This window comes from Thermalbibacter longus (assembly GCF_023806485.1).
Classification (GTDB): domain Bacteria; phylum Chloroflexota; class Chloroflexia; order Thermomicrobiales; family Thermomicrobiaceae; genus Thermalbibacter; species Thermalbibacter longus.
Window position 1 is genome coordinate 22425 of sequence record NZ_JAMSLR010000016.1, and the last position, 21140, is coordinate 43564.

Genomic DNA, 21140 nt, shown 5'->3' on the forward strand with positions numbered 1-21140 from the left:
ACCTCCTCGCCCCTCACCTGCCTCCACCGGCGACCTCACTCGTCAGCCTCGTGCCCAGCGCGCTCGAGAATCAGGTTACGATAGGCGTCTACCTTCGCCTGCCAGCCGGGTGGCACCACGATCGTCGTCTCGCGCTCCTCGACGATTGCCGGGCCGGCGAGCTGCATGCCAGGCCCCAGCCGGTAGCGGTCGTAGACCGGGCATCGCCGCTCGCCGGGCGTCGGGTCGTCGAAGTAGACTGCCCGCTCGCCCCGGAGCGCAGGCGTGGGATCGCGAGCTTCCTCTGGCTCCGGAGCCAGCCGGAAAGCCGGCCGGGGCACCGAGGCCGTTAAGTGCCAGTTGAGCGCCTCTACCCCCAGGCCCGACGGTACCCGCCCGTAGACTTCGCGGTAGCGCGCGGCGAAGGCCGCCTCCAGCGCGTCCCGCGACCCGGCCGAGAGCTCCAGCCCCTCGGGGATCGTGACGCGCAGCTCGTGGTACTGCCCGGCGAAGCGCAGGTCGACCGCCCGCGTCTCGATCAGCGCTGCCTCGCCGGCTACCGGAGCGAGGGCTCGGGCAGCCTCGGCCCGCATCTCCTGGTAGAGGTCACGCACCACCGACCAGTCGCAGTTCTCGAGGGTCGTCATATACGTGCGCGTGAAGGGCATGGCCAGTGGTGCCGTCAACGCGCCGATCGCCGAGGCCACTCCGGCGCCGAGCGGCACGATCACCGTGCGGATGCCGAGGATGCGCGCTACCGAGGCCGCGTGGGCCGGCCCGGCACCGCCGAAGGCGACCATCGCCAGCGAACGCGGGTCGCGATTGCGCTCGATGATGTGCGTCCGCGCCGCTTGGGCCATGTTCTCGTTGACGATCGCGTGCACGCCGCGGGCGGCTGCAGCGAGCTCCAGCCCTAGCGGCTCCGCGACGAAGCGGGCAACCGCCCGGCGCGCCTGCTCCGATCGCAACGTCATCCGGCCGCCGAGGAAGGCTGCCGGATCGAGATACCCGAGCAGGAGGTTCGCGTCGGTCACTGTCGGTCGCTCACCGCCCCGACCGTAACAGGCCGGCCCAGGGTCGGCCCCGGCGCTCTGTGGCCCCACTTTGAGCAGCCCCAGCCGGTCGATCGTGGCGATACTCCCGCCGCCGGCACCGATCTCGATCAGGTCGACTGTCGGCGTCATCACCGGCAGCCCACTGCCTGGCTTGAAGCGGTGCACCCGATCGACTTCGAGCATGCGCACGACTTCCGGCGCGCCTCGCTCGATCAGGCAGGCCTTGGCAGTGGTGCCGCCCATGTCCAGCGAGAGCACATCCTCGTGCCCGGCCAGCCGGCCGTAGAAGCTGGCTGCGAAGGCTCCAGCCGCCGGGCCGGACTCGAGCAGACGTACCGGGAAGTCCATAGCCGCTTCCAGCGTCGTGACCCCGCCGGAGGAGAGGACGAGGAAGAGCCGGCCCCGGAAACCCTCCCCCTCGAGCGCGTCACGCAAGTCAGCCAGGTACCGACGGAGCAGCGGCTTGACGTAGGCATCGGCGACGACTGTCACGGTGCGCTCGTACTCGCCGATCAGCGGCGCCACCTGCGACGAGAGCGAGACCGCCAGCTCCGGGTAGCGGCTGGCGATGAGCTCGGCGATGCGCCGCTCGTGGGCCGGATTCCGGTACGCGTGGATCAGCGAGACGGCGATCGACTCGACCCCTTCGGAGACCAGCTCATCCACCTGGGCCAGCACGCTGTCCTCGTCCAGCGGCTCCAGCACCGACCCGTCCCTGCTCAGGCGCTCGCGCACCTCGCGCCGCCAGTGGCGGGGCACCAGCGGCTCCGGGTACGGAGCGAAGAGATCGTAGATATCGTAGAGCTGCTCGATGCCGATCTCGAGGACATCGCGGAAGCCCTGGGTCGTGAGCAACGCCGTGCGGGCACCCCGCCGCTCGACCAGCGCGTTCGTCACGAGCGTGGTGCTGTGTACGACTTCAACGACCTGACGTGGCTCGACGCCGGCCAGCTCCAGCAGCTCGCGCCAGCCCTGGAGCACCGCGCGTGCCGGCCGCCGAGGATCGGTCAGCACCTTGTGCACCCCTGCGACGGTTCCTGCGTCGACATCGAAGAGCGCCAGATCGGTAAACGTGCCCCCAACATCGATGCTGACGGCGTACCGTGGTGCGGCCACCTGTCCTCCCCTCAGCCCATGCGAGTCAGGTTCTCTGGTTGTTCAGCGGAGACGGACTCCGCCGCCCGTTTCTACCACCGAGCGCTGCCTTCGCCAATGGTCTGATCCGGGAAGCCAGCGGCGCTGAGCCTCGTGGTCTCCGCCCCCGATGCCGATCGTCTGCAAGTACAATGCGGGCCGGGCTCCGATCGGCTGCGAGGCAACGTGAGGGATTGGCGGTGCGCAGGGAGGGCGAGAGCGATATCCAGGCTACTCCGGCAGGGGAGATCGTCACCCTCACCAGGTTCCCGGGTGGGGAGCTTCACGACGGGGCGGAGCTCGGTGCCGTCACTGAACAAACCGTTCGCGTCTGGGCGCGCCAGCCCGGAGCGCCGACGCTGATCGCCCGGCTCGAGATACCGGGGTTTTCACCGGTTGTCGGCTCGGTCCCGCTCTCCGCTGAGACCGACTGGACCGGGGTACTTACGCTCTCCGCGCCGGCTCCCGTACCTGACCAGCCGTTCGTGTGCATCGTCGGGGAGCGGCGGCTCAGCGGCCGCTTCGCGCCGGCACCGGACGAACACTGCGCGTTCGCCTTTGCCTTCGGGAGCTGCCACCGTCCGTACGAGCTCGACCCGGATGGCCACGTCCGTCTAAGCGAGCGAGCCAAGCTGTACCCGGCGATGCGCGAAGAACTCCTCACGCAGGGAGCCCGCTTCCTGCTCCTCTGTGGAGACCAAGTCTACAGCGACGCATTGCCTCCCATCAGCGTGCGGGAGAACCTGCCCGGTGACGAGGACCATCCGCCACCGCTCGAGACGATCATCGAGGCTTACCGGCGCGTTACCCGGGGCTATCTCGGCGAGGCGGGCTTTCGCGCGCTCCGAGAGGCGTTCCCGACGTACTGTATCTGGGACGACCATGACATCTTTACTACTTGGGGCTCACGACTGCATGAGAGTCCTCTGGACCGGCGACTATTCCATGCTGCCAGCCGCGTCTACTGCGAGTACCAGCACTCGCGCAACCCCGGCGGTAGCCTGAAGGAGCCACCCTACCACTATACCTTTCGCTTCGGCACGGCCGGGTTCCTCGTACTCGACGTGCGCGGTGCCCGTCATTACCCCAGCGGCACGCTCCTGGGTACGCAACAGTGGGAAGATATCCAGCGATTTCTCGGCAGCGCAGAGGCTGCCAGCCTTCACACGCTCTTCGTGGTAACCAGCATCCCGGTCGCCCACGTCTCCCGCTGGCTGGTACGCCTGTTTCAGCGGCTGCCTGGCCATCTCGCCGACGAGGTACGTGACCGCTGGTGTTCTGACGCGTTCATCGAAAGCCGGAACCGGTTGTTGAGCGCCCTGTTCGACTGGCAGACCGCCGCGCCCTACCGGCAGGTCGCCCTGCTCTCGGGCGACGTGCACGCAGCGAGCGCGTTCACCATTCGCCGGCGCGGGAAGTTCGGCGCGATCCTCGAGTGCACGAGCAGCCCGCTAACAACGAAGGCCACCCGTCTCGAACGGTGGCTCAACCTCATCGCCACCCGCGCCCCGAACCTGCTCGAGCCCGAGCTGCATTTTGAGCGCCACTTCCTGGTTCTGGCCAACAATCACGGGCTCGTCCGGCTCCGCCCGCTCCCGGGAGGAGGGCACCACATCGAGTTCACCGTGCGGGCCTGGGAAGAGCGCTCCCGCGCCTTCCGGCCCGCGGGTCGGCTCGCCAGCGCGCCGGAGTTCTAGCCGCACGCACCACTGCTTCGCAGCGCTGGCAAGCGGGGTATGCTGCCCGGGTATTCCCTGCCAGATGACGAGCATTCAACCTGAGGGGCACTACTTCTCTCCGTCTAAGCAGCCGCGCGAGTCTGCCGGCCCTTTTGTCCGCAAGTTTGAAGCCCGCGTCACCCACCAGGAGCGGTTGGAAGCCGGCTCGGCGAGGGTAAGAATCAGCCTCTTTCATTCCACCCGTTGACATGCGGAACCGGTTCCACTACACTAGCACTATCAACCCGAAGAAGCAGAAATAGGCTGTCGCTCCCTTCCGTACGAGCGATGTATTCAACGAGCAGCACGAAGCCGCGACCGGCGCGATGAGCAGCGACTTTGGCGGTGGCCAGCGCTCAGTTCTTTGTGAGCCGTCTGAGGACATAGGGTTGGCCCGGCGTGTCTGGGCTGCCCGCCGGAGCCAGGTGGCTCATCAACCTCCAGGCGCTGGCCTGCTGCGTCATTGCCTGAGATTGAGCGGGACTGTGTGAGCGAAGCGGAGGGTGCCTGAATTCGGTTCGGCAACCGTGAATGCCGACCGGAGGAAGGAGGTGCGGCAGGACCGAGCATTGCGAAGCCAGCAGTGCAAGACGAAAGGAGGGAGATCGACTCGACGATCGATACTCCATCGCTCAGTTCGGCCATAAAGCGCGAGATGGGGAGGAATGTGATGGAAGACCAGCGATCGCAGGCGGAGCAGAGCCGGATCGCGGCCTACTGGCGTGAGAACTGGCGCCTGATCATCATCCTGCTCGCGATCTGGTTCGTCGTCAGTTACCTGCATCCACCGTTCGCCAAGGCGTTGAACAACATCCATATCCTCACCGGGTTCCCGCTCGGCTACTGGCTCTCTAGCCAGGGGGCCATCACGGTCTATGTGATCCTGATCTTTATCTACGCCCTGCGCATGAACCGCGTGATCGACAAGAAGTACGGCTTCGACGAGGAGGAGTAGCGAAGATGGCGCAGGAAGGGTCGTACGTCCGGGTCACGCGCAAGGAAATCTCGGTCTTCCAGAGCCGACTGGCACGGTACTACGGCGCGTTCTTGGTCGGGTTGATCCTCTTTACGCTCTTCACCATGCTCCTAGAACTCTATGCCGGGCTGCCCAACCGCGTCATCGGCTGGCTGTTCATCCTGCTCACGCTCGGCATCTACGCCTTCATCGGCATCCTCAACTTCACCCGCCGGCTCGATGAGTATTATGTCGCCGGGCGGCGTGTGCCCGCCGTCTTCAATGGTATGGCGACCGGCGCCGACTGGATGAGCGCCGCCTCGTTCATCTCGATGGCGGGCACGCTCTGGCTCCTCGGCTATGACGGCCTGGCCTACATCATGGGGTGGACCGGCGGCTACGTGCTGCTGGCGCTGCTCTTCGCCCCCTATATTCGCAAGTTCGGGCAGTTCACGATCCCGGACTTCGTCGCCGCGCGGTTCGGTGAGCGCGAGAAGCTGGCCCGCCTGGTCGCCGCCATCTGCGCCATCATCGTCTCCTTCACCTACGTCACGGCACAGGTGACCGGCGTCGGCATCATCATGAGCCGCTTCTTCGGACTGGACTACCGGGTCGGCGTCTTCGTCGGTCTGGCGGGGGTACTGCTCTGCTCGTTCCTGGGCGGGATGAAGTCGATCACCTGGACGCAGGTGGCCCAGTACATCATCCTCATCGTCGCTTACCTGATCCCGGTGACGGTGCTCTCGGCGCGGCTCACCGGCATCCCCTTCCCGCAGCTCATGTACGGCGAGGCGCTGAACCAGATCGTGCAGATCGAGCGGCAGTTGAACCTCTCGTCGTACGTCGAGCCGTTCAAGACGGCGCTGTCCAACGCGTCGGCCGTGCGCTCGCTGTCGGAGATCGGCCTCCCGGCGCCGGAGCCGATGGTCAACCGCGACTGGGTGGGCACGCCCTGGGAGTTCCTGGCTCTCACGTTCTGTCTGATGGCAGGAACGGCCGGGCTGCCGCACATCCTGATCCGGTACTACACCGTTCCCAGCCCGAAAGATGCCCGGCTGAGCGTCGGCTGGTCGCTCTTCTTCATCTACCTGCTCTACTTCACCGCGCCGGCCTACGCCGCCTTCTCCCGCTGGGAGGTGCTCCGCAGCGTCGTGGGACAGCAGATCGCCACGCTCCCGGCCTGGGTCAACAACTGGGTGCAGACCGGGCTGCTGACGATCAACGACGCCAACGGCGACGGGATCCTGCAGTTCAGCGAGCTCCAGATCGTGGGTGATATCGTGGTGCTGGCCACCCCGGAGATCGCTGGCCTTCCATTCACCATCGCCGCGCTGGTGGCGGCTGGTGGACTGGCGGCGGCGCTGTCCACCGCGGACGGCCTGCTGCTGGTGATCTCTACGGCACTCTCGCACGACATCTACGCCAAGATCATCAATCCCAACGCGAGCTACGGCCGGCGCTTCCTGATGAGCCGGGTGATGATCCTCATCGCCGCGGTGCTCGCCGGTCTGGCCGCGATCCCGCGCCTGGCGCTGATCGTGCAGATGGTGGCCTGGGCCTTCTCGCTGGCGGCCTCGACCTTCTTCCCAGTGCTGCTGCTCGGCATCTTCTGGAAGCGCGCGAACGCGAACGGAGCCATCGCCGGGATGATCGGCGGGCTTCTGACCTGCATCGCGTACATGGCCGCTAATTACGTGAACCCGAACATCACGATCCTCGGCCTCTCGCACCTCTCTGCCGGGATCTTCGGTATGGCCGTCAACTTCGCGCTGCAGGTGATCGTGAGCCTGGCGACGGCGCCCTCGCCGAAGCACATCCAAGACATGGTCGAGCAGCTCCGTATCCCGGTGGGCGAGCTGAAGGTCGCGCCTCAGCCTGGGGCGGTTGCCGGTGGCGAGGACTGACGTGTACCAGGGGGGCGCCGGGGTTGCTGCTCCGGCGCCCCGCTCCTTATGCCGCGGGCGTGTCGAACAGGGGATAGATGGCGGAGCTGATCGGACACCTCGTCAATATCGCGCTCTCGCTCCTGATGTGGCTCATCATCGGGCGGATCGCGCTCACCCTGATCACCGGCGACACCCGCACCTTCTTCTCCGAGTTCTTCCGCCGCACGACCGAGCCGGTCTACCAGGTCGTTCGCCGCATGCTGCCGATCCCCGAACGCCTGGTGCCGCTCGCCGCGCTGCTCTTGATCATCGCGCTGCGTATCCTCTTGCTCCCCTTGCTCCGGGCGGGCTGAGGCGACCGGAAGCACGAGTACCCGTTCCCCGCAGATCGCTCGCACAGCCTACCGCCGTGGCCCGGCACTGCGGCGTAACGCGCCGATCAACGCCAGGTCTCCCACAGTCGTGACCCTCTCTGCCAGCAGCCGGGCGAGTTGACGCTGCCAGAGCTGAGCCGCCACGAAGGCGTCGGCCAGAGCATGATGGGTGGCCGGAACTGGGATGCCTTCCTGCTGCGCCAGCGTGGCGAGGGTGGGCAACCGCTCCGATGCGCCGGCTTCCGGGAGCCGGCCCGCGCGCGAGCGCAGCCAGCGCTCCACCCGGGCGATATCGAGCCACAGGCGAGGCAGCTCATCCTTCCCTAAACGCGCCAGGCTCCGCTCCAGGACTCGGCGATCCAGGTCGACCCCATAGCCCACCATCACGGTTCCCTTGCAGAAATCGATCAGGGCCGGCAACACGGCCTCTGCCGGAGAAGCGTGCTGCACATCCACCGGCCGAATCCCATGGACAGGCACGCTTGCGCCCCAAGCCCGGCGCTCCGGGCGTATGGCAGAGAAGAGGGTCTCTCCCACCAGGATGCGTGTCCCGATCATCCGGATGGCGCCGATGGCCAGGATCTCGTCCGAGTCGGGATCGAGGCCCGTCAGCTCGGTATCGACCACCGTGAACGCCGTTTCGGCGAGCGGCTGGCGGGAGAGCGAGCGGATCGATCGCAGGCGCTCGACCAGCGGCTGGAGCGCATGGCGGCGACCGCCGTGCCAGCTCATGCCATGCCGTGCTCCACAGAGAACTCTTGCCGGACTACTGCCTGCGCTCGACCGATGATCTTGAACGACTCCTTGAGCAGGCGCCGCTCGAGCGACGAGAGCTGGCGTGGATCGATGAAGTTCGAGATCGGCTTGCCAGCTCGAAGATCTTCCCACTGCTGGCGAAAGCGCAGGCTCAGCAAGAACTCGAAAGCCTCGGCCAGGTCGTTCGCCAGCTCGTCCTGCATCTGCCCGGCAGCCTTGAGCCGCTCCAGGCGGCTGAGCGTGTTGGTCTCCTCCACGCCATGCCGGAGCGCGAAGAGGCGAACGAGGTTCACGATGGCGCCGGTCCCACCGTGCTTGAGGTCGAGCTGGTCCTTGTGCTCCCCTGAGCGCTCCACGACGAACTGCCCGAGGAAGCCGAGCGGTGGGCCCTGCGCGGTCGAGATGCCGGCCACGTGAACGAGGAACAGCCCGCTCTGCGGCATCAGCTCCGTGATGTACCGGCGGAGCTGATCGGCGAGCGCAAGGTCCCCGTGCACGCCACGGAAGTCGAAGAAGATCAACGAGCTGAGCACATCTTCCGGCTCGGGTACCGCGACCCACGCCTCGAAGCGCCGTCGCCAGCGCGCCAGCGGCTGTACCCACTCCGGGTTATCGGCCGTGTAGCGGCCGGAGCAGGGAGGAAAGCCGACCGCCACCAGCCCCTCGACGGCGCGCCGGCCGAGTTCGAGGAAGTAGTCGCGCGCGGCATCCTCCTCGCCTTCGGGAGGGTCGGCATAGAGGAGTGCGTTGTCCTGATCCGTCTTGATCGTCTGCTCGCGGCGCCCTTCGCTACCCAGCACCAGCCAGCAGTAAGGCACGGGGGGCGGGCCGAGCTCGGCTTCGAGCAGGGCTAGCAGCCGCGCGATGATCCGGTCGTTGATCTCGGCCGCGATGTAGCCGAGCTGGGTCGCCCGCACCCCACGCGCGAGCAGGAACGGGAAGAGTTGCCGCTGCACCTGCTCCAGGAGCGACCTCATGGCCTTCGGGTCGCTGGCCCGGTCGATCGCTTTTGCGATGAAGACCGGGCTGGTTCCCTGGCGCACGACCAGGTCGTAGCCCGTGATCATCCCGATCGGCCTGGCACCGTCCACGACGACGAGGTGATGGATGTTCCTGGCGATCATCAGCCGAATGGCTTCAGCGACCGGCTCGTCGCCCGCGACGGTGACCAGTGGGCTGCTCATGATCTGGCTCACGGGCTGCAGGTAGTCGAGGCCAGCGGCGACGACACGCTCCCGCAGGTCCCAGTCGGTGACAATGCCGCTTCCGTGTCCAGCCTCGTCGACAACGACGATCGAGTTAACCCGGTGCTCCGTCATCCGTCGCGCGGCTTCCTGGATCGGAGTCGCCGGCGAGCAGGTCAACACCGGTGAGCGGGCGATATCCCGGCAGCGCGCGGCGAGCAGGAACGAGCCGTCACTCTCCCAGAGCGCCGCCCGCTGGCGGAGAGCCTCCAGGCTCACGTCCAGCGCCTGTTGCAGCGCGTGCAGCAGGTAACGGGTAAAGGCTGGCTCGGTCGCCATAAGCTCGTCTACGACCGCACGGGGAATGGCGTAGCAGACGGTGTCTTCCAGCGCGATATCGTCGAGATGGCCGGCGGTGTGATCCACGGCCGAGAGCACGCCGACGAGGTCTCCCTCGCCCGCGATCTCGACCACTGTCTCTTCGCCATCCTCGGATCTGACCGACTTTTTTACGCCGCCGCGCTGGATCACGTAGAGGTACTCAGCGGGTGCTCCGCCGCGGCGGATGAGCGCCGTGCCCTTCGGGAAGTAGTGGATCTCCGCCTGGGCAGCGACACGCCGCAGCGTCGGCTCCGGCAAGAACTGGAACGGTGGTATCCGCTGCAAAAAGGCGACAGTCGAGTCGAGGACGACATTGTCCATGCCGGTGTGCCTTTCCTGGAGCTCGCGGTAACTATACCGGGCTACACGACCGCGCTGCCATCGACCGTGCCCGTCCGTACGGCACCGGTGGCTTGGGAGTCTGGACAACCAGGCAATCAACTATTACAGTGAGGCTGTAGCCGCGAGGTCAATCGAGCTGGTGCCGCAGACCGCGAGCTGTCCAGGGAGGTGCTCGATGGAAGTGGTCAATCCGATCGTCGCACGCTGGCAGCGAGAGGCGAAGGCCGATCCCGAAGAGTTCTGGGCCCGCGCCGCCCGGAAGGCTCCCTGGTTCCGGACCTGGGACCGCGTGTTCGAGTGGGAGCCGCCAACCTTCCGGTGGTTCGCGGGCGCCCAGACCAACCTGTGCTACGCCGCGCTCGACCATCATGTGGAGCGCGGCTGGGGCGGGCACGCGGCGCTGATCGCTGAGAACGAGCGGGGCGAGCGGCGCGTCTACACCTATGGCCAGCTCCTGCGCCAGGTCAAGCGCCTCGCCGCCGCGCTCCGAGGCCTCGGCATCGAGCGAGGCGACCGGGTGGGTATCTACATGCCGACCTGCCCGGAAGCGATCATGTTGATGCTGGCAACTGCCCGGATCGGCGCGATCCACCTGGTCGTATTCGCCGGCTTCGGGGCAGGCGCGCTGAACGACCGGCTCACGATGGCCGGAGCGAAGGCGGTCTTCACAGCCGACGTGACCTGGCGCCGGGGCAAGCCGATCGCCCTCAAGGAGATCGTCGACCAGGCACTGGCGGCCGGTGCCGAGACGGTGCGCTCCGTCGTCGTCCTGCGCCGCGGCGAGCAGGACGTGCCGATGCAGCCTCGGAGGGACATCTCGTGGGAGGACTTCCTGGCACTGGGTCAGGGACAGGACGACGGCTATGTCCCGATGGAAGCCAACGAGCCGGCCTTCATCCTCGCCACCTCCGGCACAACGGCCAAGCCCAAGCTGGCCGTGCACAGCCACGGAGCCTACCAGGTCGGCATCCGCAGCACCGGCGAGTGGTGCTTCGGTCTCAAGCCGACCGACGTCTGGTGGTCGACTTCCGACATCGGCTGGATCGTCGGGCACAGCTACATCGTCTACGCGCCGCTCCTCATCGGCTGCACCACCATCGCCTACGAGGGCGCGCTCGACCACCCGAGCCCGCAGACCTTCTACCGCATCGTCGAGGAGAACCAGGTCACCGGGATCTTCACCTCGCCCACCGCGGCCCGCTTGTTGATGAAGTACGGGACAGAGCCCGCGCGCGGCTTCGACCTGCGGTCGGTCGAGCGCGTGGTCTGCGCCGGCGAGGTGCTCAACCCACCGGCCTGGGAGTGGCTGCAGAAGGAGGTCTTCCAGGATCGCATCCCGGTGCTCGACCACTGGTGGCAGACCGAGACCGGTGGCCCAGTCGTCGGCAACCCGTACGGCCTGGCGATGCTGCCGATCAAGCCTGGTTCGGCCGGTATGCCGCTACCCGGCATGGACGTCGCGGTGGTCTCGATGGATGGCACCCCGCTTCCACCAGGCGAGCGCGGCATCGCAGTGATCCGGCGCCCCTTCCCGGGCCTGACCCCGACCCTCTGGGGCGAGCCGGAGCGGTACGACCGCGACTACTGGCAGCGTATCCCCGGCGTCTACTTCACCGGCGACGCTGCGATGGTTGACGAGGACGGCTACTTCTGGTTCGCCGGGCGCGCCGACGAGGTCATCAAGATCGCCGATCACCGGATCGGCACCATCGAGGTCGAAAACGCCCTGCTGCGCCACCCGGCTGTAGCCGAGGCAGGTGTGACCGGACGACCGGACCCGCTGCGCGGCGAGGTGATCTCCGCCTTCGTCACGCTCAAGGAGGGGTACCAGCCGTCGGAGCAGCTCGAGAGCGAGCTGATCGAGACCGTCCGCCGCGAGCTGGGCCCGGTGGCGGTGATCGGCGAGCTGAATTTCGTCCGCCTCCTGCCGAAGACGCGGAGCGGCAAGATCATGCGCCGCGTACTGAAGGCGGTCATCCTCGATCGCGACCCCGGCGACATCTCGACCATCGAGGAGGAAGGCAGCGTCGAGGAGGCACGGGCCGCCTGGCTGCAACTGAAGGAGATGCTCAAGGTCGGTACCTGGCTCGAGTCCGAGACAGTGTCGACCTCGGACGACAAGTGACGGCTGCCAGCGCCGTGCGCCTCTATTGCGCCGAGCGCTAGAGCCCCGCGCTCAAGTCTCTATCCCCTGCGAGGGACTGGCCTGCCGGTGAGCCGGCTTCTAGCCGGCTCCTTGCGCGCGAGCGCGTGGAGACATCGCTGTGCGAACTGTTCGCACGTCAGCCGCCGCCCCGGCGCAGTCGCTTGCGACTGTAGACCGTCGCCTGGCCTACCCTGGTGGCGCGAAGCGGAGATCCACACGCTTGCACGGGCAAATGGTGATTCGCCCCTGCAACCCAGGGTAACGCTCACCCCCGTTCCGTCGTCTGACACGTTAGGAGATACAGCCTGAGCACGGAATGGAGCGAGCGGCCGCCCTTGACAGCTCCCGCTCCCTGCGCGACAACAGGCGCGGCGCGCCCTCGATGCGGAAGGGAGATGGGCGCGCGGCGACGAGGCGAACGGGAGGGAGCAGCACGATGGCCGAGCGTGGACGGCGGGATCTCGATCAGGCGCTCGAGTTCCGGCTGATCGGCCCATTCCGGGGTGGGCGCGTCGTCGCGGTCGCGGGCCACCCGACCGACCCGCTCACCTTCTACTTCGGATCTACCGGGGGCGGCGTCTGGAAGACAACTGACGGCGGCCGCTACTGGAAGAACATCTCCGACGGTTTCTTCAAACGCGCCTCTGTCGGCGCCATCGCGGTGAGCGACGCCGACCCGAACGTGATCTATGTCGGCATGGGTGAGACCTGCATCCGCGGGAACGTCTCCCACGGCGACGGCGTCTACAAGTCCACCGACGGCGGCCGCACCTGGATTCACTGCGGGCTGGCCGATACCCGCCACATCGGCGAGATCGTCATCCACCCGCAGAACCCGGACATCGTCTACGTCGCCGCGCTCGGGCACGCCCACGGCCCCAACGAGGAGCGCGGCGTCTTCCGCTCGACCGATGGCGGCAAGACCTGGCAGAAGGTGCTCTACCGCGACGAGCACACCGGCGCGATCGACCTGGCGCTCGATCCGAACAACCCGCGCATTCTCTACGCGGCGCTCTGGCAGGCGATCCGCCGGCCATGGGAGCTCGTCAGCGGCGGGCCGGGGAGCGGGCTCTTCCGTTCCTTCGACGGCGGCGATACCTGGGAGGAGATCACCCGCAACAAGGGCCTGCCCAAGGGCGAGATCATCGGCAAGATCGGGGTGACCGCCTCGCCGGCTAAGCCCGGCCGCGTCTGGGCCATCGTCGAGGCCGAGGACGGGGCCGTCTTCCGCTCGGACGACTACGGCGACACCTGGGAGCGCTGCTCCGAAGACCGCAACCTCCGGCAGCGTGCCTGGTACTACCACCATATCTACGCCGACCCTCAGGATCCGGAGACCGTGTGGGTGTTGAACGTCGAGGCCTGGAAATCGAACGACGGGGGCAAGACCTTCTTCCAGGTTCCCGTCCCACATGGCGACAACCACGCGCTCTGGATCGACCCGAAGAATCCCCGCCGGATGATCAACGGCAACGACGGCGGCGCCTGCGTCAGCTTCGACGGCGGCCAGACCTGGTCGGATCTCTACAACCAGCCGACGGCCGAGATGTACCACGTCACTGTCGATACCCGCTTCCCGTATCGCGTCTACGGCGCCCAGCAGGACAACACCACCATCTCCGGCCCCAGCCGCTCCCACCTGGCCGCGATCAGCCAGGGCGAGTGGCACGAGGTCGGCGGCGGCGAGAGCGGCTACATCGCCGTCCACCCCCAGAACCCCGACATCGTCTACGCCGGCAGCTACCTGGGCTATCTGACCCGGTACGACCGCAAGACCGGCCAGATCCAGAACATCCAGGTCTGGCCCGAGAGCACGCTCGGCGCTGGCGCCATCGAGGCGAAGTACCGCTTCCAATGGACGTACCCGATCGCCATCTCGCCGCACGACCCAGACACCCTCTACGTCACCTCCAACGTCGTCCACCGCTCGCGCGATGGCGGGATGAGCTGGGAGGTGATCAGCCCCGACCTCACCCGCAACGACCCGGAGAAGCTCCAGCCTTCCGGCGGGCCGATCACCAAGGACAACACCGGCGCCGAGTACTACTGCACCATCTTCGCCTTCGCCGAGTCGCCGGTCGCCCCTGGTGTCCTGTGGGCTGGCTCCGACGACGGCCTGGTGCATGTCTCCCGCGACGGCGGCCAGACCTGGCAAAACGTCACCCCACCCGACCTGCCGGAATGGGCGCTGATCAGCATCATCGAACCCTCGCCCCACGACCCGGCCACCTCCTACCTGGCCGCCACCCGGTACAAGCTGGACGACTTTCGCCCCTACCTGTTCAAGACGACCGACTACGGGCAGACCTGGACGCAGATCACCGAAGGCATCCCAGAGGACGACTTCACCCGGGTCATCCGCGAAGATCCCAATCGTCGCGGGCTGCTCTACGCCGGGACGGAGACTGGTCTCTACGTGTCGTTCGACGACGGGGCGAGCTGGCACCGCTTCCAGAGCAACCTGCCGGTCGTCCCTATCCACGACCTGGCGGTCAAGGACAGCGACCTGGTGGTGGCGACCCACGGCCGAAGCTTCTGGATCCTGGACGATCTCACGCCGCTGCGGCAGTTCGAACCCGCCCAGCTCGAGCAGCCCGCCCACCTCTTCCCGCCCCGTACCACCGTTCGCTTCCGCACCTATCGCGGCTTCGGCCATCCCCCAGCGCCCGGCGTGAACTACCGCATGACCGGAGCCACCCAAGTTGCCTTCGAGACGCGCCAGACCGAGACCGGCGAGAAGGTCGAAGTTTACCTCGATGCCGGGCAGAACCCGCCAGACGGCGCGATCATCACCTACTACCTCCGCGAGCAGCCGGAGGGCGAGGTGACGCTCACGATCCTCGACGCCGAGGGGAACGCGATCCGCTCCTACTCCAGTGAGAAGAAGGAGCCACAGCCCGGCGAGGAGGAATCGAAGGAGCCACTGGTTCCCAAGACGCCCGGCTTCCACCGTTTCGTCTGGAACCTGCGCTACCCCGACGCCGTCAAGGTGCCGGACGACAAGTCGATGGAGTTCGCCGGCGGCGTACTCGGCCCGCTCGTCCCACCGGGGCGGTACCAGGTGCGGTTGACGATCGGCGAGCAGTCCTGGACAGAGTCGTTCGAGGTGGTGCGCGACCCGCGGATCGAGGCGAGCGATGCCGACCTGCGCGAGCAGTTCGAGCTGGCACTTCAGGTCTGGCGCAAGCTCTCCGAGACGCACGAGTCGATCAACCGGATCCGGAAGCTACGCCGCCAGCTCGAGGTGTGGGAGACGCGAGAAGATCTCGCCGAGATCCGCGAGAAGGCTAGGGAACTGCGCGAGAGGCTACTCGAGATCGAAGGCGAGCTGATCCAGTACCGCGCGCAAGGACGGCAAGATGTGCTCAACTACCCGCTCAAGCTGAACGCCAAGATGGCCGGCCTGGCCACGGCCATCGGCTCGGCCGACAGCCGGCCCACCCGGCAGGCGTACGAGGCGTTCGCCGATCTCAGCGGGCGCGTCGATGCCCAGCTCGCCCGGCTCGAGGAGCTGATCGAGCGCGACGTGGCCGCGTTCAATCGCATGGTCGCCGAGTCGGCGGCGGTTGTCGCCGTCTAGGCCGCGAATGGCCGAGCGCCAGCGTGGCTCCCGCGATGCCCGCGGCTCGGAACGCGGCGGGGCATCCGTGGCGCTGTTTCGCCTGCCGCCGCCAGCCGCTGGCGGCTCACCCTCGCGCGCTGACCAACTCATTCTGGCGGCCGCGACCGGAGCGCGCCGGCTGTCTGACGAGGAGCTGCGGGAGGTACTCGAGCACGTCGCTCACGCCGGGTTCGACCCGCGGCCGGACCGGCGGGGAAGGACTGCAGCCGAGAAGCACTTTCGGAAACATGTCATCGAGCAGCGAGAGTGGCCGGAGGACACCACGTTCGAGCAGTATCTCGCTAGCGCGCGTATGGTGGTGCTTGACCCGAGAAGCAGCATCATGACCAGCCAGTATTATCGGGAGCATCAGCTCGCCGTCATAGGACCATCGGGTTCGATGCGTGGTCCTAAGGGCGGCGACTGGATCGTGGTAGAATACCGCCTAGGACTCGGGCACTGGACCACGGTATTTCAACCTGAAGACCTTCAGCATGACTTTATTCATGTTCCAAGACGGGAGAATGTGCGATGGCTACGTCGGCACCTTTGACGACCGATATCGAGACCGAACTGGAAATGTTTGCTCACGCCATCGCTGATCTCTATCGGCTCCAAGAGGACTGGGATGGTGACCCGAACGATCCATGGCACTACTCTGAAATGCTTGCCTGGAGACGCAATCTCACTCGACTGGAGCGTTACCTTGATGGTCCGTACCGTACCGGCCAGATGACGCCCGAGCAGGTAGCCCGCTACCGCGCGCTACTCGTGCGCCTCAAGGAGGCGCTACCGATCATCGAGCGCCTGGGGTTCCCCAAGCCGACGATTTCGCTCGAGCCATAGCCAGCCCTTTGGGCGAGCTACGCCCGCCAGTGAGCCGGTCATCATGGAGGACTCCCGGCGCGCCGCTTCCAGGCCTCGGTCCATCGTCGCACCGCGTCGAGATGATGTGTCCGGAGCCAGACGCCAGGCCGGCCAACCTTCGGCGCGAGATCGCGGAGCATGACGACGCCAGCCCAGGTATAGAAGAGCGCCATCTCCGCCTGATCACCGAACCGCTGCCCATAGCCGTGGCGCCAGCCCAGTTCCAGCAGCCGGGTGATGAGACCGTGCAGGCGCTCGGGAAACCCCGGCGGTGACGGCGCCAGGCGGAGGATGCTCAACGTCCGGGCCAGGTCAGCTCGAGCGTCACCGATCGAGACGTTCGCCCAGTCGAGCACGCCGGTGACCTTAGTTCCCTCCACCATCACGTTCAGCGGGTGGTAATCGAGGTGGATGAGCGCATCGGCACGCGGCGGCAGGGCGCGTAGCCGCGCTTGCAGGGCTTCCTCCCCAGGACCAGCCAAGGCGATCCAATCAGTCTCGAGCTGGCGCAGGGCTTCGGTAACTGGCACCGCGTGGATCCGTACCTGCGCTCGCCCGAAGGCGTGTCCAAGCCTCCCGGCCAGCCAGGGACGGGCCCGCAGCGCATGGGCTAGCGGCCGGCCCGGCACCCAGGAAAGCAGCAGGGCTGGCCGCCCGTGCCACGTCCCTTCGGCCTGGACCTCGGGCACGGGGACGTGCCCCACGAGCGCGCGCAGCGCCAGCGCCTCGCGCCGAGCGATGCTCGCCTGCTCCGGGCGGAACAGCCGCAGCGCACTCGATGCTCCACTACGCTCGACGCGCCAGAGGGCCGTATCCCAGCCACCCGCTACTGGCTCCACCGCCCTTGCGTCCTCCAGGCCGAGCGCTCGCAAGACCGCGAGCGGATCGAGCTCATCGCCAGGGGCCACGCGGTGGGCAGCCATCTTGGAGGCGTCTACTAGCGATACTGAAGGATCGGGCGCTGGTGTTCTGGCAGCACCGCCCAGACCGGCCGCTCGCTCTCCGGGATGAGGGGCAACGGCTCACCGCCGAGTAGCGTCAGCGTGTTCACCAGCCGCTTCGTGCCTCGACGAGACGTCATCTCCACGTCGTAAAAGGTATACTCGCCCTCCTCGATGCGGAAGAGCGCGACGTCGGACAAACTGCCAGGCTTCAGCGTCCCCAGATCCTGCCGTCCGATCACGCGGGCCGGCGCGACGGTAGCGCGCTCGATCACCTCCGGCAAGCTCATCCCTAGGGCCAGGAACTTGGATAGCGTGGTCGGCAGGTCGAACATTGGCCCCTGGATGGCGAGCTGGTGGATGTCGCTGCTGATCACGTCGGGCAGCAGGCCTTGCTCGAGCAGGGCCTCGGCCACTGGGAAGCTGAACGAACCCGCCCCGTGCCCGATATCGAGCACCAGCCCGCGATCGTGCAACTCGCGGATGACCGGGTGCACCTTGCCGTCCTCGGTCAGGATGCGCATGGTACCCCCGGTGAAGCAGTGCGTGAGGATGTCGCCGGGCCGCAGGAGCGCCGCCACCTCGTCGATCGTCGGCGGGCCCTGGCCGATGTGCACCATCAGTGGCAAGCCGAGCCCGTCTGCCAGCTCACGGGCCAGCTCCAGTGGCCGGACCCCCACGCCACGGGTCGTGTTGCGGTCGATCCGGGCCTTGATGCCCAGGATCAGGTCGCGGTTCCGCTCGACAATCTGCGCCGCGAGCTCCAGGTCGCAGTAGTCCAGGTTCGCGAACTCCCAGGTGGGTGCAACCAGTCCGATCGCCGAGAGGTTGAGCAGCGCGTAGATCCGCACCCGGCTCGGCTCGACGATATAGCGCCGGAAACCGGGAAAGGTATACGACCCGGCACTGCCGACATCCAGCCAGGTGGTCACGCCGCTGCGTGCCGCGACCGGATCGGCTTCGATACCCCAGTAGGTGACACCCCAATAGACATGTGTGTGCAGGTCGATCAGGCCGGGTGTCACGATCTGGCCACGGGCATCGATGACTCGCTCGGCCCGCGCGCTCGCGAGCGAGGGCTCGACCGCGGCGATCCGCCCCTCGCGGATGCCGACGTCGAACTGTCCGACGACGCCCGCACCCGGATCGATGACGTGACCACCGAGAATTACCGTGTCGAACTGCGGTGCTGCCCCTTCCGCGCTGGTGGATGTTGCTCCTGCCATAAAGCACTCCTCGCCTCCCGGTCGACCACGCTATCTCTCTGCCACTTTATCGTGCTAACCGCGGCGTGCAAGCCCCATCTCCCGCTGTGGCCACCCTCTCTGGGGACAAGCGCGGCTCTCGGGCCAGCTCTCCTCCGAGCATCCACAGCCCTCGCGAGAGCTAGTACGATCCTCCAAAAGCAAATAGGGACTACCGGGCCACAGCCAGCACCGCCGCCATTGAAGAGAATGAACGGTAGGGACCATGGTGCGATTGGATCGCTTTGGGCTGTGTTTTTCGTCAATCGGCACATCGCTCGTCGCCCGGAATAGAGAGCGCTTGCGTGAAAGTCCCGCCAGCGTTTACACGAGTGCTTTCCCCCTTCCCGGCCGACCTTCTGACACGGGTGCGGCTTCTTCTGCTGTCGCTCGTCCTCCTGTTCGGCCTGCTTGCTATCCCTGACCTGGCGCTTTCCAGCGTGCAGCCGCCGCCGATACGCCTGCTGGCCATCGGTGCGATAATCTGGCTTGCGCTCCGCTGGATCGCCTGGTATCGGACGGAGCGGCAACTGCCGCTCGACGTCGCGGTCGAGGCGCTGGCTGTCACCCTTCTGACCGGCAGCGTGTCGTTGCCGGCCGATGCGCTTGCGGTGGTCTATACGGGTCTGTTCTACCGATCACTCTTCGCACCAGCGCGGCAGGCGTACCTGGGGCTGCTCTGCTACAGCCTCGCCGTGGTGGCAGGGACAATGATCGCGCGTCCAGACCCGTGGCTCCTCGTGCGGGAGGTGGTGACGCAACTCCCTGGCTTCGCGCTGGTCACCATCGCAGCGTACCACGTCGCGGAGATGCTGCGACACCAGCGCCGGCTGGCAGCAGAGCTAGAGGCAGCCGAGCGGCGCTACCGAATCCTGGTCGAGCATGCACCGGTCGTGACCTACCTAGCCGACACCGCCGGTACGATCAGCTATATCAACCCGCGAGTCACCTCGCTCCTCGGCTATGCGCCCGCCGAGTGCCTCGGCGACTGGACAGCCTTCCTGGCGAGGATCGTCCATCCCGATGACCGCGAGCGGGTAATCAGCGAAGCGACTCGCGCCCTGAGGAGTGGCCGATCGTTCACGGCAGAATGCCGGATGATACGACGCACCGGTGATATTCTCTGGGTGCGCATCGAGGCCAGGCTGATCCGAGAGACTGGTCACGAGCACGCCTTCTGGCTCGGCACCATCATCGACGAGACCGGGCAGGAGCGCCTGGCACAGGAGCTCGTCCACCAGGCGTTCCATGATCCGCTCACTGGGCTGCCGAACCGCGCCCTGCTCCTAGATCGCCTCGAGCAAGCGCTCGCTCGACTGCGCCGGCGGCCCGGGAAGGTCGCCGTGCTCTTCCTCGACCTCGACAATTTCAAGTTCATCAACGATACCCTCGGCCATCGCGCCGGCGACCAGCTCCTCCAGGTCATCGCGCAGCGACTGGCTACCGTCCTTCGCCCCAGCGACACGATCGCGAGGCTGGGTGGCGACGAGTTCGTGCTCTTGCTCGAAGACCTGCACGAGGAGGATGTAGCCCGTCGCGTCGCGATGCGCATCCTCGAGCAGATGGGAATGCCGGTCGAGCTCGCTGGGCAGCCGGTCTACGTCACAGCGAGCATCGGCATCGCCCTGACCGACGACCCCTGGCTGCACCCCGATGAGTTGATCCGCCGGGCCGACCTGGCAATGTACGAAGCGAAACGACTCGGCCGTGATCGCTACGCGCTGTTCGATGGGTATATGGAGGCACTGGCCTGGCGACGCCTGGAGATCGAGTGCGGCCTGCGCAAGGCGATCGAGCAACGCGAGCTCCGAGTCCATTTTCAACCGGTCGTCGAGCTCCGAACGGGCGCGCTCCGCGAAGTCGAGGCGCTCGTGCGCTGGCCACACCCCGAGCGCGGAATGCTCCAGCCCGACGAGTTCCTGCCGGTCGCTGAGGAGAGCGGCCTGATTCTCTTGATCGATCGCCTTGTGCTCGAAGAGGCTTGCCGGCAACTCAAGGACTGGCAACTCGAGTACCCGGCAAAGACGAACCTCGTGGTCAGCGTCAACCTCTCCACCAAGCAACTGCGCGAGCCGACCATGCTCGAGACCGTGACCTCGATCCTCGGCCAGACCGGGCTGCGTCCGGAGCATCTGCGCATCGAGATCTCGGAACGCGCGGTGACATGGGACCTCGCTACGGCGCTCGATCAGCTTCACACGCTCCGCAACCTGGGAATCCGCCTGGCGCTCGACGACTTCGGGAGCGGACATGCGGCGATCGCGGCGCTCCGGCGTCTCCCGATCGACACGCTCAAGATCGACCGCACGCTGGTCGGCGCGCTGGGCAAGAGCGAGCGCGACACCACGCTGGTTCAGGCAGTGATCAGTCTGGCGAAGATCCTGGGGCTCACCGTGACTGCCGAAGGAATCGAATCGCCAGAGCAAGCCCGGCAGCTCCGCACGTTCGGGTGCGATTTCGGACAGGGCACGTACTTCGGCGGCCCCATGCCCGCCGAGGAGTTCGCGCAGTACCTCTCGACCGACTTCTCCGACCTCCTCCAGATCCGGTAGGGATCCTCGCCTCGAGGATTCGCAC

General features: G+C 66.7%; 13 protein-coding genes. 8 read left to right on the forward strand and 5 right to left on the reverse strand.

What is annotated here, in order from left to right; all coding sequences use genetic code 11:
* Positions 1-35 precede the first annotated feature (35 nt).
* Positions 36-2150, reverse strand: coding sequence for a hydantoinase/oxoprolinase family protein (locus NET02_RS15175; RefSeq protein ID WP_284058276.1), 2115 nt, complete (start codon positions 2148-2150; stop codon positions 36-38).
* Positions 2151-2368: 218 nt separating this feature from the next.
* On the opposite strand from NET02_RS15175, the gene NET02_RS15180 reads away from it, so the two are divergent.
* The 4 genes from NET02_RS15180 (at position 2369) to NET02_RS15195 (ending at position 7080) form a co-directional block, all read left to right on the forward strand.
* Positions 2369-3865: an alkaline phosphatase D family protein gene (locus NET02_RS15180; protein ID WP_284058277.1), complete on the forward strand. Its 1497-nt coding sequence runs from the start codon at positions 2369-2371 to the stop codon at positions 3863-3865.
* Positions 3866-4556: 691 nt separating this feature from the next.
* Entirely contained in the window at positions 4557-4841 is a 285-nt protein-coding gene (locus NET02_RS15185) for a DUF4212 domain-containing protein (protein ID WP_284058278.1), read from the forward strand.
* Between the two features lie 5 nt (positions 4842-4846).
* Positions 4847-6745 carry a sodium:solute symporter family protein gene (locus NET02_RS15190; protein WP_284058279.1) on the forward strand — a complete coding sequence of 633 codons (1899 nt, stop codon included), beginning with the start codon at positions 4847-4849 and terminating at the stop codon, positions 6743-6745.
* A 77-nt stretch (positions 6746-6822) separates the two neighbouring features.
* Complete coding sequence (locus NET02_RS15195) at positions 6823-7080, forward strand: YggT family protein (RefSeq protein ID WP_284058280.1); 258 nt, start codon at positions 6823-6825, stop codon at positions 7078-7080.
* Between the two features lie 48 nt (positions 7081-7128).
* Here NET02_RS15195 and NET02_RS15200 read toward each other — a convergent pair whose 3' ends face one another.
* Together NET02_RS15200 and NET02_RS15205 are read right to left on the reverse strand one after the other, a co-directional pair.
* Positions 7129-7833, reverse strand: coding sequence for a 3'-5' exonuclease (locus NET02_RS15200; protein WP_284058281.1), 705 nt, complete (start codon positions 7831-7833; stop codon positions 7129-7131).
* Positions 7830-9743, reverse strand: a complete 1914-nt coding sequence (locus NET02_RS15205; RefSeq protein WP_284058282.1) for a putative nucleotidyltransferase substrate binding domain-containing protein — start codon at positions 9741-9743, stop codon at positions 7830-7832. Before NET02_RS15205 ends, NET02_RS15200 begins: the two co-directional genes overlap by 4 nt.
* Before the next feature lie 196 nt (positions 9744-9939).
* Between NET02_RS15205 and NET02_RS15210 the strand changes: the two genes are divergently transcribed.
* From NET02_RS15210 to NET02_RS15220, 3 genes are all read left to right on the forward strand, one after another.
* On the forward strand, positions 9940-11889 hold the full coding sequence (locus NET02_RS15210; RefSeq protein ID WP_284058283.1) for an acetate--CoA ligase: 1950 nt from the start codon (positions 9940-9942) through the stop codon (positions 11887-11889).
* A gap of 457 nt (positions 11890-12346) precedes the next feature.
* Complete coding sequence (locus tag NET02_RS15215) at positions 12347-15490, forward strand: VPS10 domain-containing protein (RefSeq protein ID WP_284058284.1); 3144 nt, start codon at positions 12347-12349, stop codon at positions 15488-15490.
* A gap of 552 nt (positions 15491-16042) precedes the next feature.
* Positions 16043-16357: a hypothetical protein gene (locus tag NET02_RS15220; protein WP_284058285.1), complete on the forward strand. Its 315-nt coding sequence runs from the start codon at positions 16043-16045 to the stop codon at positions 16355-16357.
* A 41-nt stretch (positions 16358-16398) separates the two neighbouring features.
* On the opposite strand, the gene NET02_RS15225 is transcribed toward NET02_RS15220, so the two are convergent.
* On the reverse strand, positions 16399-17301 hold the full coding sequence (locus NET02_RS15225) for a phosphotransferase family protein (RefSeq protein ID WP_284058286.1): 903 nt from the start codon (positions 17299-17301) through the stop codon (positions 16399-16401).
* Positions 17302-17315: 14 nt separating this feature from the next.
* A complete protein-coding gene (locus NET02_RS15230; protein WP_284058287.1) occupies positions 17316-18545 on the reverse strand; it encodes an amidohydrolase/deacetylase family metallohydrolase in 1230 nt (409 codons plus the stop codon).
* Positions 18546-18868: 323 nt separating this feature from the next.
* On the opposite strand from NET02_RS15230, the gene NET02_RS15235 reads away from it, so the two are divergent.
* A complete protein-coding gene (locus NET02_RS15235) occupies positions 18869-21115 on the forward strand; it encodes a putative bifunctional diguanylate cyclase/phosphodiesterase (RefSeq protein ID WP_284058288.1) in 2247 nt (748 codons plus the stop codon).
* Positions 21116-21140: the final 25 nt, after the last annotated feature.